Genomic DNA, 14,133 nt, shown 5'->3' on the forward strand with positions numbered 1-14,133 from the left:
TCCCTTCACCCTGGAAAACCATGCAAACCATCGACTTTGAACTGGAAGGCGACTACGTCGAGCTCAACATGCTGTTGAAGCTGGTCGGCCTGTGCGACAGCGGCGGCGCCGGCAAGGCGATCGTGGCCAGCGGCGCGGTGCGCGTCGACGGCGCCATGGAACTGCGCAAGACCTGCAAGATCCACGCAGGCCAGGTGGTCGGCATCGATGACGTGGAAATCCACGTGCTGGCCGATCCGCAGTCCTAACCGGGCAGGCTGTCCAGTCGCCGGTCAAGGTCGGCGTGCACGGGCAGGCGCAGCAGGAATTCTTCTTCCAGCACGCGCCGTATCGCGGCGCTGTCGCGCAAGCTGTGCCGCTCGGGCTCCTGGCCGAGCCGGCGCACGGTGTACTCATGGTTGAGCAGGCTCATGCGCCGGTCGGCGGTGGTGCGCGCCGCGATCAGGTTGCTTGGAAAGCGCGACGCCGGATGCGTGGACACGTAGTGGTTGGCCACCACGTAATCGATCAACTGGCTGGGCCGCAGGTCGAACCGGTACAGCGACAGCCATTGTCCGCGCACCAGCGACTGCATGCGCCAGTCGCCGTCGCGCACGACCAGCCGGAACGGCTCGTGGCCGGTCGGTTGCTCGACGTCGGCCTGCAGCCGCAACGCGCCGGTGAGCACCTGGCCGCCGAAACCGACGTCCGTCAGCCAGCTCTCACCGTCCAGTTCGACGCGCAGCAGCATGTGGGTCTGCGCGGTGACGGCATCTTCCGGGTGCTGCCACAGCACGCGCGCGATCAGCCCTGACACCTCGAATCCGATCGTCCGCAGCACCTCGGCGAACAGCAGGTTCTGCTCGAAGCAGTAGCCGCCACGGCCGTCGTGCACCAGCTTCTGTTGCAGTGCTGCCGGATCGAGCTCGACCGGCAGGCCGAGCAGCGGATTGAGGTTCTCGAACGGGATCGTGGCCACATGCGCGACGGCCAGCCCGCGCAGGGTCGCCAGGTCGGCAGCGACGGCAGCACGCCAGCCGACGCGCCGCAGATAGGCATCCAGATCAATGGAACCGTGCATCCCGTACTCCACGAAAATCGACCGGCAGCCATGGTACCGGGCCAGCCGGCGCCGCACAGGTAACCGATGACCTACGGCCGGCGAAGAACAGGTATCGGGCCACCCGATGACCATCCCGACGAGGCGCAGCATGATCCGTCGCAGCACACTCCATGTCATGCCGCTGGCCGCCCTGCTGATGCTGGGCATGAGCGCGTGCCAGCCGGTGTCCGCAGCCAGCGACGCGCTCCCGGCGCCGACCGTCGATGCTCCGAAAACCACCGCCCACGGCGAACAGGTCGCGGTGCTGGCCGGCGGCTGCTTCTGGGGCATCGAGGCGGTGTTCGAGCACGTCAAGGGCGTGCACCAGGTGATCGCCGGCTACGCCGGCGGCGACGCCGACACGGCGCACTACGACGAAGTCAGCGAGGGCGATACCGGCCACGCCGAATCGGTGCAGGTGCACTTCGATCCGGCCGAGGTCAGCTACGGCACGCTGCTGCAGGTGTTCTTCTCGGTCGCGCTCGATCCCACCGAGCTGAACCGGCAAGGCCCGGACAGCGGCACGCAGTACCGCTCGGTGATCTTCTACGGCAACACCGAGCAGCAGCGGATCGCCGGCAGCTACATCGCGCAACTGACCGCGGCGAAGTCCTTCCCGGCACCGATCGTGACCCAGGTGGTGCCGCTGAAGGCGTTCTACCCGGCCGAGGCGTACCACCAGAACTACTTCCGCCTGCACCCGAACAACCCGTACATCGTCTTCAACGATGCGCCGAAAGTGGCGCAGCTGAAGCGACTGTTCCCGGCGTTGTATCAGCCGGACCGACGGGTCGTGGAAGTTCAGCTGCCGTGACTTGCACGAGGCGGCATGCCTCCCGTCTTGCGTGAAGCGGCACGGCCCCCATCTCGGGAGTTCCGCGCAAACGGCGCCCACGCCCTGACGAATCCCACGTGCCGCCCCACCATTCCCCCGGACCCGCCGAATCGACCGAACTCACGCGCAGTTTCCTGGGCGTGTTCCGCTACAGCGGGCGCGCGCTGGAACTGGTGTGGAGTACCAGCCGGCCGCTGACCATCGCACTGGCGCTGCTGACCCTGGTCGCCGGCCTGTTGCCGGCCGGCGTGGCCTACGTCGGTGCGCACATCGTCGACGCGGTGGTGAACGCCAGCCGGTCGTGGACCGCCAGCGGCCATGCCCCGTTGCGCACGGTATTCGAATGGGTGGCGCTGGAAGGCCTGCTGGTGGCGGCGCTGGCCGGCGCGCAGCGCGGACTGTCGATGTGCCAGTCGCTGCTGCGTGCGCAACTGGGTCAGCGCGTCAACGTGATGATCCTGGAGAAGGCGCTGACTCTGCAGCTGGCGCACTTCGAGGATTCGGAGTTCTACGACAAGCTCACCCGCGCCCGCCGCGAGGCGTCGAGCCGGCCGCTGTCGCTGGTGACGCGCACGTTCGGGCTGGGCCAGAACGCGATCTCGCTGGTCAGCTACGGCAGCCTGCTGTTCCAGTTCTCGCCATGGGCGGTGGCGGTGCTGCTGCTGGCCGGGCTGCCGTCATTCTTCGCCGAGACGAAATTCTCCGGTGACGCGTTCCGGCTGTTCCGCTGGCGCTCGCCGGAAACGCGCATGCAGCTGTACCTGGAGACCGTGCTGGCGCGCGAGGACCATGCCAAGGAAGTGAAGCTGTTCGGCCTCGGCCCGCTGCTGCTGGGCCGCTACCGCGACATCTTCGACAAGCTCTACGGCGACGACCGCGACCTCACCGTGCGCCGCGAGAGCTGGGGCTTCGGCCTGGGCCTGCTCGGCACGCTCACCCTGTACGGCGCGTACGCGTGGATCGCCGCCAGCACGGTGGTCGCGCGCATCACGCTGGGCCAGATGACGATGTACCTGATGCTGTTCCGCCAGGGCCAGGCGGCGGTGTCGGCGATGTTGTCGGCGATCGGCGGCATGTACGAGGACAACCTGTACCTGTCGACCCTGTACGAATACCTGGAAACCCCGGTGTCGCCTTCGCTGGGTGTCGCGCAACGCGGCGCCAAACCGGATGACGGCATCCGCTTCGAGCACGTCGGCTTCACCTACCCCGGCGCCAGCGAGCCGGCGCTGCACGACATCGACCTGCACATCCGTCCCGGCGAATCGCTGGCCCTGGTCGGCCAGAACGGCTCCGGCAAGACCACCCTGATCAAGCTGCTGACCCGGCTGTACTCGCCCGACAGCGGCCGCATCCTGCTCGACGGCACCGACCTGCGCGACTGGGACGAAAGTACCCTGCTGCAGCGCATCGGCGTGATTTTCCAGGACTTCGCGCGCTACCAGATGCGCGTGGGCGAGAACGTGGGCGCCGGCGACGTCAGCCATTTCGAGGACGAAGCACGATGGCGCGAGGCCAGCGACAAGGGCATGGCCAGCGACTTCATCGACAGCCTGCCGGCCGGCTTCGAGACCCAGCTCGGCAAGTGGTTCCGCGACGGCCGCGAGCTGTCCGGCGGGCAATGGCAGAAGATCGCGCTGGCGCGCGCCTTCATGCGTTCGCGCGCCGACATCCTGGTGCTGGACGAACCCACCGCCGCGATGGATGCCGCTGCCGAGGCCACCATCTTCGAACACTTCCGCGAACTGGCCGGCAACCGCATCGCGATCCTGATCTCGCACCGCTTCTCCACCGTGCGCATGGCCGACCAGATCATCGTGATCCAGGACGGCCGCACCGTCGAACACGGCAGTCACGAACAGCTGATGGCGCTGGGCGGCCACTATGCCCACCTGTTCTCGCTGCAGGCGCAGGGTTATCGCTGATCGGCTTGACCCTGCCCGCCCGCGCGCCCCATGCTTTGCCGTCTTGTCTGGATCGAAAACACGCATGAGCAGTCGTTACAACGCCGCCGATATCGAAGTCCTCTCCGGCCTGGATCCGGTCAAACGCCGCCCCGGCATGTATACCGACACCACCCGCCCGAACCACTTGGTGCAGGAGGTGGTGGACAACTCGGTGGACGAGGCGCTGGCCGGCCACGCGAAGACCATCGAGGTGGTGCTGCACGACGACGGCTCGGTGGAAGTGAGCGACGACGGCCGCGGCATGCCGGTGGACATCCACCCGGAGGAAGGCGTGTCCGGCGTCGAATTGATCATGACCCGGCTGCATGCGGGCGGCAAGTTCAGCGGCAAGAACTACAACTTCTCCGGCGGCCTGCACGGTGTCGGCGTATCGGTGGTCAATGCGCTTTCGGATCGCGTGGAAGTGACGATCCGGCGCGATGGTTCCGAGTATCAGATGGTGTTCGCCCACGGCGACAAGGTCAGCCCGCTGGAGGTGATCGGCACGGTGCCGAAGAAGCGCAGCGGCACCACGTTGCGCTTCTGGCCGGAGGCGAAGTATTTCGACTCGCCGAAGATCTCGCTGGGCAAGCTCAAGCACCTGCTGCGCGCCAAGGCGGTGCTGTGCGCCGGCCTCAACGTCAAGCTCACCGATGTCGCCAGCGGCGAAGTCGTCGAATGGCATTACGAGGACGGCTTGCGCGATTACCTGCGCGGCGAACTGGACGGCATCGAGGCGCTGCCGAACGAACTGTTCGTGCACCACATGGCACGCGACGTGGAAGGCCTGGAGGTGGCGCTGGCCTGGTTGCCGGAAGGCGAGCTGGTGCAGGAGAGCTACGTCAACCTGATCCCCACCGCGCAGGGTGGCACCCACGTCAACGGCCTGCGCACCGGCCTGACCACCGCGATCCGCGAGTTCTGCGACATCCGCAACCTGCTGCCGCGCGGCGTGAAGCTGGCGCCGGAAGACGTGTGGGAACGGCTGTCGTTCGTGCTGTCGGCGCGGTTGCAGGATCCGCAGTTCGCCGGCCAGACCAAGGAGCGGCTGTCCTCGCGGCAAACCGCCGGCATGGTCGAAAACGTCATCCACGACGCCTTCAGCCTGTGGCTCAACCAGCATGTCGAGATGGGCGAGCGCATCGCCCAGCTGGCGATCGAACGCGCCAGCGCACGCCTGAAGGCAGCCAAGCAGATCATCCGAAAGAAGATCACTCAGGGTCCGCAGTTGCCCGGCAAACTGGCCGACTGCACCGCCACCGACCTCAGCCGTACCGAACTGTTCCTGGTCGAGGGCGACTCCGCCGGCGGCAGCGCCAAGCAGGCGCGCGACAAGGAGTTCCAGGCGATCCTGCCGCTGCGCGGCAAGATCCTCAACACCTGGGAAGTCGAGTCGACCTCGGTGCTGGCCTCGGAGGAAGTGCACAACCTGGCGGTGGCGATCGGTTGCGACCCGGGCAAGGACGACCTGTCCGGCCTGCGCTACGGCAAGGTGATCATCCTGGCCGACGCCGACTCCGACGGCCTGCACATCGCCACCCTGCTGTCGGCGCTGTTCCTGCGGCATTTCCCGCGGCTGGTCAGCGAGGGCCACGTGTTCGTGGCGATGCCGCCGCTGTTCCGCGTCGACGTGGGCAAGCAGGTGTTTTATTGCCTGGACGAGAGCGAGAAGCAGGCGATGCTGCAGCGGATCGAGCGCGAGAAGATGAAGGGTGCGGTCAGCACCACCCGCTTCAAGGGCCTGGGCGAGATGAACCCGCCACAGCTGCGCGAGTCGACGATCCACCCGGACACGCGTCGCCTGGTGCAGCTCACCGTCGGCGACGACGACGGCACCGCCAAGCTGATGGACATGCTGCTGGCCAAGAAACGCGCCGGCGACCGCAAGTCCTGGCTGGAAGAAAAGGGCGACCTGGCGACGCTGGAGGTCTGAGCCGCCGCGGCTTTTTTTGCGGCCACGCCGGCGCTAAGGTACCCGTTACTTTTCCAGGAACCACCGCCATGGCCTTGCTGCCGCCCATCAACCTCGAGCGCTGGATCGACGAGCACCGTCACCTGCTGAAGCCGCCGGTGGGCAACAAGTGCATCGTCGACGGCGACTTCATCATCATGATCGTGGGCGGCCCGAACGCGCGCACCGACTATCACTACGACGAAGGCCCCGAGTTCTTCTACCAGATTGAGGGCGAGATCACGTTGAAAGTGCAGGTCGACGGCGCGGCACGCGACATCCCGCTGCGCGCCGGAGAGATCTTCTACCTACCGCCACGCGTACCGCATTCGCCGAACCGCGCCGCCGGCTCCATCGGCCTGGTGATCGAGCGCCGCCGCGTCGCCGGCGAGAAGGACGGCCTGCTGTGGTTCTGCGAGCACTGCAACCACAAGCTGTACGAGGAGTACTTCGTGCTCGACAGCATCGAGCGTGATTTTCCGCCGGTGTTCGAGCGCTTCTACGGCTCGCGCGAAGCGCGCACCTGCGACGCCTGCGGCCACCTCAACCCGGCGCCTGCGAAGTACGCCTAGGAAACCATGGCCGGCATCGCCAGCCTACGGAGCCGGTGAACGGCCCAGCCACTTGTGCGCCATCCGCCGCAGCGAAGCATCGAGGCTGGCGTCGGCGGCCACATCCGTCACCGCTCGCCACGCCAGCGCGCGCGATTCGGCATTCACCGCGAAGCGATCTTCCGTCCCCGCGCGAACCACGTAGCGCACGTCGTAATGCCAATGTTCCGGCTCATCGGCGCGCGCAGGAATACGATGCCGGTCGATATCGAAGATGCCGCCCTCGACGCGCAGGCCGGCGACGCCGGTTTCCTCCTGTGCCTCGCGCAACGCCACGCGCGCCAGATCGGGGTCGCCATCGGCATGGCCGCCCGGTTGCAGCCAGCGATCCAGTTTGCGGTGATGCATCAACAGTACGCGTGTCCCTTCCGCGCTCACCAGCCAGCACGAACCGGTGAAATGGCCAGTCGTATTGCTGCGCTCGAATGCATCCGCGTGCGTATGCAGGAAGGTCTCGAACTGCGCGGCCGTCGCTGCCTCCCCCTGCCATTGGTCACGGTAGCGCCGGATTGCATCGATCATGATGATGGCTGGCTGTTGCATGGACATCCGTTGAGTAGGCTGAAACGCATCGCGGCATGTTTCGCCGCAACATGAACGAAGCTTGTACATCATCTATTGCTGGGCTATGTTGGCCCGCCATTGCCTGCCCGTAACGCCTATCCGCCGCAGAGCGGAAGCGGGCAAAAATCACTTGAGGGGAGCTTGATGATAAAAGGTCTATTTGCCACTCACGCCATCGAGGCGATGCCTCATGTGGACGCCGGCGAACCCGTCGAAGGCAACTCGACCGGCGAGGTCACGCTGAAGCGGGCACTGACCGCACGCCACCTGGTGATGCTTGGCATCGGTGCGGTGATCGGCGCCGGCATCTTCGCCATCACCGGCACGGCGGCTGCACAATTCGCCGGCCCCGCCTTGATCCTCAGCTTCCTGATTGCCGCCGTCGCCTGTGGCCTGGCCGGCATGTGCTACGCGGAATTCGCCGCCATGCTGCCGGTTTCCGGCAGCGCCTATTCTTATTCTTACGCCACCCTGGGTGAAGTGGTCGCCTGGTTCGTCGGCTGGGCGCTGGTACTCGAATACCTGTTCGCTGCGTCGACCGTGGCGGTGGCCTGGTCGGGCTACTTCGGCGAAATGCTGCGCATGCTCAGTTCGATGACGGGGCTGAATTTCAACTTGCCGACGGCACTCTCCTCGGCCCCGCTCACCTTCGCCACAGGAGGCCACAAGCTGGTGTTCACCGGCGCCCTGGTCAACATGCCGGCCGTTCTGATCGTCGCCGCGATCAGCTGGCTTTGCTATCTCGGCATCACGCAGTCGGCGGCGGTCAACGCGATCATCGTGGCCATCAAGGTGAGCGTAATCCTGCTGTTTCTGGTGGTGATGTTCAACTACATCAACGCCGACCTGTGGCATCCATTCATTCCGGCCAACGAAGGCGGCTCGAAGTTCGGCTGGAGCGGCGTCTACCGCGGCGCCACCCTGGTGTTCTTTGCCTATATCGGTTTCGACGCGGTCTCCACCGCAGCCGGTGAAGCCAAGAACCCGCAGCGCGACATGCCGATCGGCATTCTTGGCTCGCTGCTGATCTGCACCGTGCTGTACGTGGCGATGGCCGCGGTCATGACCGGCACGACCCCGTTCCGCATGCTCAATACGCCTGAGCCGGTCGCTACCGCGATCAACTATGTGCTCGGCACCGTCGCCGCCGGCAGCGCGTCCAGCTACCTCCTGGGCACGCTGAAGATCCTGGTGGTGTTCGCCGCCCTCGCGGGCTTGAGCTCGGTGGTGCTGGTGATGCTGATGGGCCAGCCGCGCATCTTCTATTCGATGTCGCGCGACGGCCTGCTGCCGCCGGCACTGGGGCGCGTGCATCCGAAACACCGCACGCCCTATATCGGCACCATCCTGGTGGGCGTGATCGCCTGCATCCTGGCCGGCCTGTTCCCGGTGGACGTGCTCGGCGACCTGGTCTCGATGGGTACCTTGCTGGCCTTCGCCACCGTCTGCATCGGCGTGCTGGTGCTGCGTCGCACGCGACCGGATCTGCCACGCGCGTTCCGCGTGCCGCTGCCGTGGATCGTCTGCCCGTTGGGTGCCGCTGCCTGCCTGTTCCTGTTCTGGCAGGCTTTCAAGGAGCGCTGGCCGCTGATGCTTGGCTGGATCGCGATCGGCTTCCTGATCTACGTCTTCTACGGCTATCGCAACAGCAAGTTGCGCCAGAACGCCCACTGACAAACCACCGGCAGCCGGCGCCCACAGCGCCGGCTGCCGCGTTTGTAATGCCAACCGGATAGAACCGGACGCCCCGCTTTCGAAGACGACCTCCCATGCTCAAGCAGTTGCTCGCCCGCAAGACCGATTTCAACGAACCCGACGACACCCACGGCCCCACCCTGCGCCGCACACTCGGACCGTGGGGTCTGACTGCACTCGGCATCGGGGCGGTGATCGGCGGCGGCATCTTCGTGATCACCGGCCAGGCAGCGGCCGACCATGCCGGCCCGGCGGTGATCCTTTCCTTCATCCTGGCGGCGATCTGCAGCACGTTCACCGCGCTGTGCTACGCCGAATTCGCCACGCTTATACCGGTTTCCGGCAGCGCCTATTCCTACGCCTATGCAACGCTCGGCGAACTGATGGCGTGGTTCATCGGCTGGAACCTGGTGCTGGAATACGGCGTGTCCGCCTCGGCGGTGGCGGTGAGCTGGACCGGTTATTTCCTCAGCCTGCTGGAGCACGTCGGCACGCTCTTCCAGATGGATCTGAGCATCCCTGCAGCGCTGACCAGTGCGCCGTTGGCATTCACAGCCGACCATCACCTGGTCGCCACCGGCGCACTGCTCAACCTGCCGGCGGTGGTGCTCATCCTGCTGCTGACCTGGATCTGCTACGTGGGCATCCGCGAGTCGAGCCTGGCGAACGCCGCGATGGTGGCGCTCAAGGTCGGCCTGATCACCCTGGTGATCGTGGTCGGCTGGCGCTATGTCGACCCTTCCAACTGGACTCCGTTCGTGCCCGAGTCGCAGGGTCACTACAAATATGGCTGGGGCGGCGTACTGCGCGGTGCGGCGATGGTGTTCTTCGCCTACATCGGCTTCGAGGCGACTTCGGTGGCGGCGCAGGAATCACGCAACCCGCAGCGCGACCTGCCGATCGGTATCCTCGCCTCGCTGGCGATCTGCACCGTGCTGTACATCGCGATGGCCGCGGTGATGACCGGCCTCAGTTCCTACACCCTGCTCGGCACCGACGAGCCGGTGGTGACCGCCCTGCACGGGCACCCGCAACTGGAATGGCTGCGCTGGCTGGTGGAGATCGGCGCGCTGCTGGGGCTGTCGTCGGTGGTGCTGGTGATGATCATCGCGCAGCCGCGCATCTTCATGATCATGGGTCGTGACGGCATGCTGCCCAAGGTGTTCACGCGGATCCATCCGCGCTACCGCACGCCGCACCTGAATACGCTGATCACCGGTGCCGGCATCGCCCTGCTCGCGGCGATCTTCCCGCTGGACGTGCTGGGCGACCTGGTGTCGATGGGCACACTGATCGCGTTCATGGCGGTTTGTGCCGGCGTGTGGATCCTGCGGCATACCCGGCCGGAGCTGCCGCGCACCTTCCGCGTGCCGTTCGCACCGGTGATCTGCACGCTCGGCATCCTCAGCTGCCTCGCCCTGCTGTCCACGATGGCCTGGTACAACTGGTCGCTGATGATCGTCTGGACCATCCTCGGCCTGGTGATCTATTTTGGTTACGGCAACCGGCACAGCCATCTGCGCCGCGCCATGGCCGACACGCCGAAGCCCTGATTCATCAATTTCGGCAAATATCTGTAAAAATCTCCAAATTTCGCCGAAATAAAGTAAATTTCTTCTATCCGCACGAAACGGCACAGTTCTTCATAAATCTTACGAATTCAATGGCAAGTTATTGTTTTTGCATGATTTAACGAGAACTTTTCAAGAGAAATCGAGGGACCGGTCGCCCTTTCGCCGAACTCGGGAGTATCATCCTCAGTCCGCGGGTTGATCACTTGGCAGTGGGCCCCGGATCGCGGCTCGGCGCGTCAGGTGGGTAAGCTCCTCAGCCTGATGTGTCCGGGCCGCACTTTTGTCCGCGCGACCCCTTTCCGCCTCGCGCTCCATCAGGGAAAACAAAAAGGCCGGCGATCAGCCGGCCTTTTGCATGGCGGAATTCCCGATGTGATCGGGAGGCGATCAGGCCTTCTTCGGCGTGTGCGACACGCACCAGCCTTTCGCGTTCACCGACTTGCCGGGGAACAGCTGACACGGCCCGCGACCGGTGGCGCCGCCGCTGTAGAACTGGCAGTTCGCGCAATCGTCACCGGCCTTGTACTTGGCGTTGGTGGTCTTGCTGGCATCTTCCACGTAGCCCAATGCCTTCGCGGTCGGGTCCGACTCGCTCACCGGCGGCAGGTCCGCCGCACGCGCAAAGCGCGGCAAGCCACCGAACACCACGGCTGCCGCCGTCGTGCCGGCAGCCACCTTGAGGAATCGGCGACGCGATTCGATATCTTGTTCTTTCGACATGGGCAAGCCTCCGTCGGGATCTATCCAGCACACTCTGCGCCGGATTCGTGCCGATGTTACGCCCACCATCCCAATTTTTCCTGACTTGCGAGAATGGCTCTCATTCCAACCGGGTGGCGACCTGGCGCATGGTATAGTCGGCGCTCATTTGGACGTCCAAACCGCATGAGCCAGACCCTTCCAGCCACGATCCCCGCCAGCTTGTTCGAGCAGCGCGCCGACGCCGTTGCCGACGCCGCGCGCGAGCTGTCCACGCTTGGCTGGACGCCGGCGACCAGCAGCAATTTCTCGATGCGGGTCGATGCGGATCACGCGGCGATCACCATCTCCGGCCGGCACAAGGGCAGGCTCGGCCGCGACGACATCATGCTGATCGACCTGGACGGGAATGCCGTCGGCACCGATGCCCGCCCCAGTGCCGAGACGGCGCTGCACACCCAGGTCTACCGGCGCTGTCCGGAGATGAACGTGGTGCTGCACACCCACTCGCGCACGCAAAGCGTGGCGTCGCGGCTGTTCGCTGCCGAGGGCGCCGTGCGCCTGCAGGGCTGGGAACTGCAGAAGGCGATCACCGGCTACCACACCCATGAAAGCGTGCTGGAGATCCCGGTGTTCCCGAACACCCAGCACATGCCCGAACTGGTGGCCCGGGTCAACGCCTGGCTGGACGCAGGCAAGCCGCTGCACGCCTACCTGATCGACGGCCACGGCATCTACACCTGGGGCCGCGACATGGCCGAGACCCGGCGCCATCTGGAGGCGCTGGAGTTCCTGCTCGGCTGCGAACTTGACCTGAAAAAGCTGAGGGCATCATGAGCCGACTGCGCATCTTCGACGAAACCCGACCGCAATCGCCGCTGGCAGCGATCGACGAGCACGCCGCGATTGCCGCCGAGCTGGGCAAGGTCGGCGTCCGCTTCGAACGGTGGGACGCCAGCCAGCCGATCGCGCCGGGCGCCAGCCAGGACGAGGTGATCGCGGCCTATCGCGGCGACATCGACCGGCTGATGGGCGAGAAGGGTTACCAGTCCGTCGATGTGATCAGCCTCGCCCCCGATCATCCCGACCGTGCCATGTTGCGCCAGAAGTTCCTCAGCGAGCACACCCACAGCGAGGACGAAGTGCGCTTCTTCGTCGCCGGCGCCGGCCAGTTCACCCTGCACATCGGCGGCAAGGTGTACGACGTGCTGTGCGAACAGGGCGACCTGATCGGCGTGCCGGACGGCACCCGCCACTGGTTCGACATGAGCGAGGCGCCCTACTTCGTGGCGATCCGGCTGTTCACCAACAAGGAAGGCTGGGTGGCCAACTTCACCGGCGACGACATCGCGCAGCAGTTCCCGCGGATGCAGCCGCACCAGGCTACGCCGGGCTGATAACGGCCGCCGACGCGCCATTCGTCTATGCTGGCCCACCCACCTACGCCACCGTCGCCATGATCGAAATCCGCGCCATCGTCACCGATATCGAGGGCACCACCAGCTCGATCGACTTCGTCCGCGACGTGCTGTTTCCGTACGCGCGCAAGCGCCTGCCAGCCTTCGTCGAAACCCACGGCAACAAGCCCGAAGTGCAACACTGGCTGCATGAGGCGGCCATCGAAGCCGGGCTGGTGGAGGCCCGCCGCCAGGACATCATCGAACTGCTGCTGCAGTGGATCGACCAGGATCGCAAATCCACCGCGCTGAAGGCGCTGCAGGGAATGATCTGGAAGGACGGCTACGAGGCCGGCGACTACCGCGCCCACATCTATCCGGAAGTGGCCGCGCGACTGCGCGACTGGCGCGCCGACGGGCTGCGGCTGTACGTCTACTCCTCCGGCTCGGTGCCGGCGCAGAAGCTGTTCTTCCACCACAGCGAAGCGGGCGACCTGAGCGCGCTGTTCGCCGGCTACTTCGATACCGAAACCGGCCCGAAGCGCGAATCCGAATCCTACCGGCGCATCGCCGAGGCGATCGAGGAACAGCCACGGCACCTGCTGTTCCTGTCCGATATCGTGGAGGAGCTCGACGCCGCACGGGCAGCCGGTTTCCATACCGGCTGGCTGGTCCGCGAGCCGCAGGCCCTGCCCGAATCACCGCGCCACCCGGTCTATCGCGATTTCGACGCGATCACGCCCTGAACCTGCCGCGCGAATCCCGCCATGCGTAGCGTCCTGACCGTCCTGCTTGCGTTCGCCGCCGGAGTGCTGCTGGCGATGTGGTGGCCTGGCCACCCAATGATGCGTTCGACCATCGGTCATCCCGCGCCCGCTGCGTCCGTCGATGTGGAGCCGGACACCGCACTGGACAGCGACGCCGAGGTCGACAACTGGCCCAGCCGGGCTCCGACGCCGGAACAGGTGCTGTACGCGCAGCCGCGGATGATGCGCGACGCGCTGGCGGAGCTCGGCCCGCGCGTACCTGGCAAACCCAACCTGTACCTGCTCGTCTTCGCCGGCGACGGCAGCGAGGACGTATTCCGCAATGAAGCCGAATACGCCGCGCGGCTGTTCGCGCAGCGCTTCGGCGCCACCACCCACAGCCTGGTGCTGGAGAACAACCCGGCCAGCTTGGCCACCCGCCCGTTGGCCAGCTGGAGCAACCTGGAAACCGCGCTCGAAGGCCTGGGCAAGGTGATGCAGCCGGACCAGGACATCCTGCTGCTGTACCTCACCAGCCACGGCAGCGAGGATCACAGCCTGCTGGTCGACATGGACCCGCTGCCGCTGGACCAGCTCGGCGCCAGCGACCTGGCAGGCATCCTGTCCATGCACCCGTTCAAGTGGAAGGTGGTCGTGGTCAACGCCTGCTATTCGGGCGGCTTCGTGCCGCCGCTGCGCGGCCCCGGCACCCTGGTGCTCACCGCCGCCCGCAGCGACCGCAGCTCGTTCGGCTGCGGCAGCGACTCGGACATCACCTACTTCGGCAAGGCCTGGCTGGTCGATGCGCTGAACCGCACTCCCGATTTCATCGAAGCGTTCAAGCAGGCCAGCGGCGAGATCAGCCAGTGGGAGCAGAAGGACAAGCTGACGCCGTCGGAACCGCAGATCGACATCGGCAGCGGCATCGCGGGGCAGCTCGCCTCGTGGCGCAAAGGGATCACACCGGGACCGAAGCTGCCATTCAAACCCGCGACACCGGCCGGCAGCGCCTCCGTCGCCACTCCACGGTAAAT

14 protein-coding genes are annotated in these 14,133 nt (G+C 65.8%); 11 read left to right on the forward strand and 3 right to left on the reverse strand.

Annotated elements, in window-relative coordinates; all coding sequences use genetic code 11:
* The first annotated feature begins 20 nt into the window (after positions 1-20).
* Positions 21-248, forward strand: a complete 228-nt coding sequence (locus tag ABIE04_RS01975) for an RNA-binding S4 domain-containing protein (protein WP_354546900.1) — start codon at positions 21-23, stop codon at positions 246-248.
* Here ABIE04_RS01975 and ABIE04_RS01980 read toward each other — a convergent pair.
* Positions 245-1,060 carry an arylamine N-acetyltransferase family protein gene (locus ABIE04_RS01980; RefSeq protein ID WP_354546901.1) on the reverse strand — a complete coding sequence of 272 codons (816 nt, stop codon included), beginning with the start codon at positions 1,058-1,060 and terminating at the stop codon, positions 245-247. The two genes, ABIE04_RS01975 and ABIE04_RS01980, sit on opposite strands and share 4 nt — an antisense overlap.
* Before the next feature lie 130 nt (positions 1,061-1,190).
* Here ABIE04_RS01980 and msrA point away from each other — a divergent pair, with 130 nt between their 5' ends.
* The 4 genes from msrA to ABIE04_RS02000 all read left to right on the forward strand — a co-directional run bounded on the left by msrA (position 1,191) and on the right by ABIE04_RS02000 (position 6,385).
* Positions 1,191-1,895 (forward strand): peptide-methionine (S)-S-oxide reductase MsrA, encoded by a 705-nt coding sequence (gene msrA / locus ABIE04_RS01985; RefSeq protein ID WP_354546902.1) that lies wholly within the window; start codon positions 1,191-1,193, stop codon positions 1,893-1,895.
* A 98-nt stretch (positions 1,896-1,993) separates the two neighbouring features.
* Positions 1,994-3,841 carry an ABC transporter ATP-binding protein gene (locus ABIE04_RS01990; RefSeq protein ID WP_354546903.1) on the forward strand — a complete coding sequence of 616 codons (1,848 nt, stop codon included), beginning with the start codon at positions 1,994-1,996 and terminating at the stop codon, positions 3,839-3,841.
* A 64-nt stretch (positions 3,842-3,905) separates the two neighbouring features.
* Entirely contained in the window at positions 3,906-5,795 is a 1,890-nt protein-coding gene (parE, locus tag ABIE04_RS01995; RefSeq protein ID WP_354546904.1) for a DNA topoisomerase IV subunit B, read from the forward strand.
* Between the two features lie 68 nt (positions 5,796-5,863).
* A complete protein-coding gene (locus ABIE04_RS02000; protein WP_354546905.1) occupies positions 5,864-6,385 on the forward strand; it encodes a 3-hydroxyanthranilate 3,4-dioxygenase in 522 nt (173 codons plus the stop codon).
* Positions 6,386-6,409: 24 nt separating this feature from the next.
* Here the strand turns inward: ABIE04_RS02000 and ABIE04_RS02005 are convergent, their stop codons facing one another.
* Complete coding sequence (locus ABIE04_RS02005) at positions 6,410-6,967, reverse strand: NUDIX hydrolase (RefSeq protein WP_354546906.1); 558 nt, start codon at positions 6,965-6,967, stop codon at positions 6,410-6,412.
* Between the two features lie 165 nt (positions 6,968-7,132).
* On the opposite strand from ABIE04_RS02005, the gene ABIE04_RS02010 reads away from it, so the two are divergent.
* On the forward strand, positions 7,133-8,662 hold the full coding sequence (locus ABIE04_RS02010) for an amino acid permease (RefSeq protein WP_354546907.1): 1,530 nt from the start codon (positions 7,133-7,135) through the stop codon (positions 8,660-8,662).
* 95 nt (positions 8,663-8,757) lie between these two features.
* A complete protein-coding gene (locus tag ABIE04_RS02015; protein WP_354546908.1) occupies positions 8,758-10,236 on the forward strand; it encodes an amino acid permease in 1,479 nt (492 codons plus the stop codon).
* Positions 10,237-10,644: 408 nt separating this feature from the next.
* Here ABIE04_RS02015 and ABIE04_RS02020 read toward each other — a convergent pair whose 3' ends face one another.
* Positions 10,645-10,977, reverse strand: a complete 333-nt coding sequence (locus tag ABIE04_RS02020) for a high-potential iron-sulfur protein (RefSeq protein ID WP_354546909.1) — start codon at positions 10,975-10,977, stop codon at positions 10,645-10,647.
* Between the two features lie 165 nt (positions 10,978-11,142).
* Between ABIE04_RS02020 and ABIE04_RS02025 the strand changes: the two genes are divergently transcribed.
* From ABIE04_RS02025 to ABIE04_RS02040, 4 genes are read left to right on the forward strand one after another with little or no spacing between them, the layout of a single operon-like run.
* A complete protein-coding gene (locus ABIE04_RS02025) occupies positions 11,143-11,793 on the forward strand; it encodes a methylthioribulose 1-phosphate dehydratase (RefSeq protein WP_354546910.1) in 651 nt (216 codons plus the stop codon).
* Positions 11,790-12,353: a 1,2-dihydroxy-3-keto-5-methylthiopentene dioxygenase gene (locus tag ABIE04_RS02030; protein ID WP_354546911.1), complete on the forward strand. Its 564-nt coding sequence runs from the start codon at positions 11,790-11,792 to the stop codon at positions 12,351-12,353. Before ABIE04_RS02025 ends, ABIE04_RS02030 begins: the two co-directional genes overlap by 4 nt.
* A 59-nt stretch (positions 12,354-12,412) precedes the next feature.
* Positions 12,413-13,099, forward strand: a complete 687-nt coding sequence (gene mtnC, locus ABIE04_RS02035) for an acireductone synthase (RefSeq protein ID WP_354546912.1) — start codon at positions 12,413-12,415, stop codon at positions 13,097-13,099.
* 21 nt (positions 13,100-13,120) lie between these two features.
* On the forward strand, positions 13,121-14,131 hold the full coding sequence (locus ABIE04_RS02040; RefSeq protein ID WP_354546913.1) for a C13 family peptidase: 1,011 nt from the start codon (positions 13,121-13,123) through the stop codon (positions 14,129-14,131).
* Positions 14,132-14,133 lie beyond the last annotated feature (2 nt).

The organism is Rhodanobacter soli (assembly GCF_040548735.1).
Classification (GTDB): domain Bacteria; phylum Pseudomonadota; class Gammaproteobacteria; order Xanthomonadales; family Rhodanobacteraceae; genus Rhodanobacter; species Rhodanobacter soli_A.

What these genes read in the sequence shown, in the direction of transcription:
- msrA (WP_354546902.1), top strand. Translation starts at nt 1,191, where the DNA reads ATGATCCGTCGCAGCACACTCCATGTCATGCCGCTGGCCGCCCTGCTG.
- ABIE04_RS02030 (WP_354546911.1), top strand. Translation starts at nt 11,790, where the DNA reads ATGAGCCGACTGCGCATCTTCGACGAAACCCGACCGCAATCGCCGCTG.
- parE (WP_354546904.1), top strand. Translation starts at nt 3,906, where the DNA reads ATGAGCAGTCGTTACAACGCCGCCGATATCGAAGTCCTCTCCGGCCTG.
- ABIE04_RS02015 (WP_354546908.1), top strand. Translation starts at nt 8,758, where the DNA reads ATGCTCAAGCAGTTGCTCGCCCGCAAGACCGATTTCAACGAACCCGAC.
- ABIE04_RS02025 (WP_354546910.1), top strand. Translation starts at nt 11,143, where the DNA reads ATGAGCCAGACCCTTCCAGCCACGATCCCCGCCAGCTTGTTCGAGCAG.
- ABIE04_RS02000 (WP_354546905.1), top strand. Translation starts at nt 5,864, where the DNA reads ATGGCCTTGCTGCCGCCCATCAACCTCGAGCGCTGGATCGACGAGCAC.
- ABIE04_RS02010 (WP_354546907.1), top strand. Translation starts at nt 7,133, where the DNA reads ATGATAAAAGGTCTATTTGCCACTCACGCCATCGAGGCGATGCCTCAT.
- ABIE04_RS02005 (WP_354546906.1), bottom strand. Translation starts at nt 6,967, where the DNA reads ATGCAACAGCCAGCCATCATCATGATCGATGCAATCCGGCGCTACCGT.
- mtnC (WP_354546912.1), top strand. Translation starts at nt 12,413, where the DNA reads ATGATCGAAATCCGCGCCATCGTCACCGATATCGAGGGCACCACCAGC.
- ABIE04_RS01980 (WP_354546901.1), bottom strand. Translation starts at nt 1,060, where the DNA reads ATGCACGGTTCCATTGATCTGGATGCCTATCTGCGGCGCGTCGGCTGG.
- ABIE04_RS02040 (WP_354546913.1), top strand. Translation starts at nt 13,121, where the DNA reads ATGCGTAGCGTCCTGACCGTCCTGCTTGCGTTCGCCGCCGGAGTGCTG.
- ABIE04_RS01975 (WP_354546900.1), top strand. Translation starts at nt 21, where the DNA reads ATGCAAACCATCGACTTTGAACTGGAAGGCGACTACGTCGAGCTCAAC.
- ABIE04_RS02020 (WP_354546909.1), bottom strand. Translation starts at nt 10,977, where the DNA reads ATGTCGAAAGAACAAGATATCGAATCGCGTCGCCGATTCCTCAAGGTG.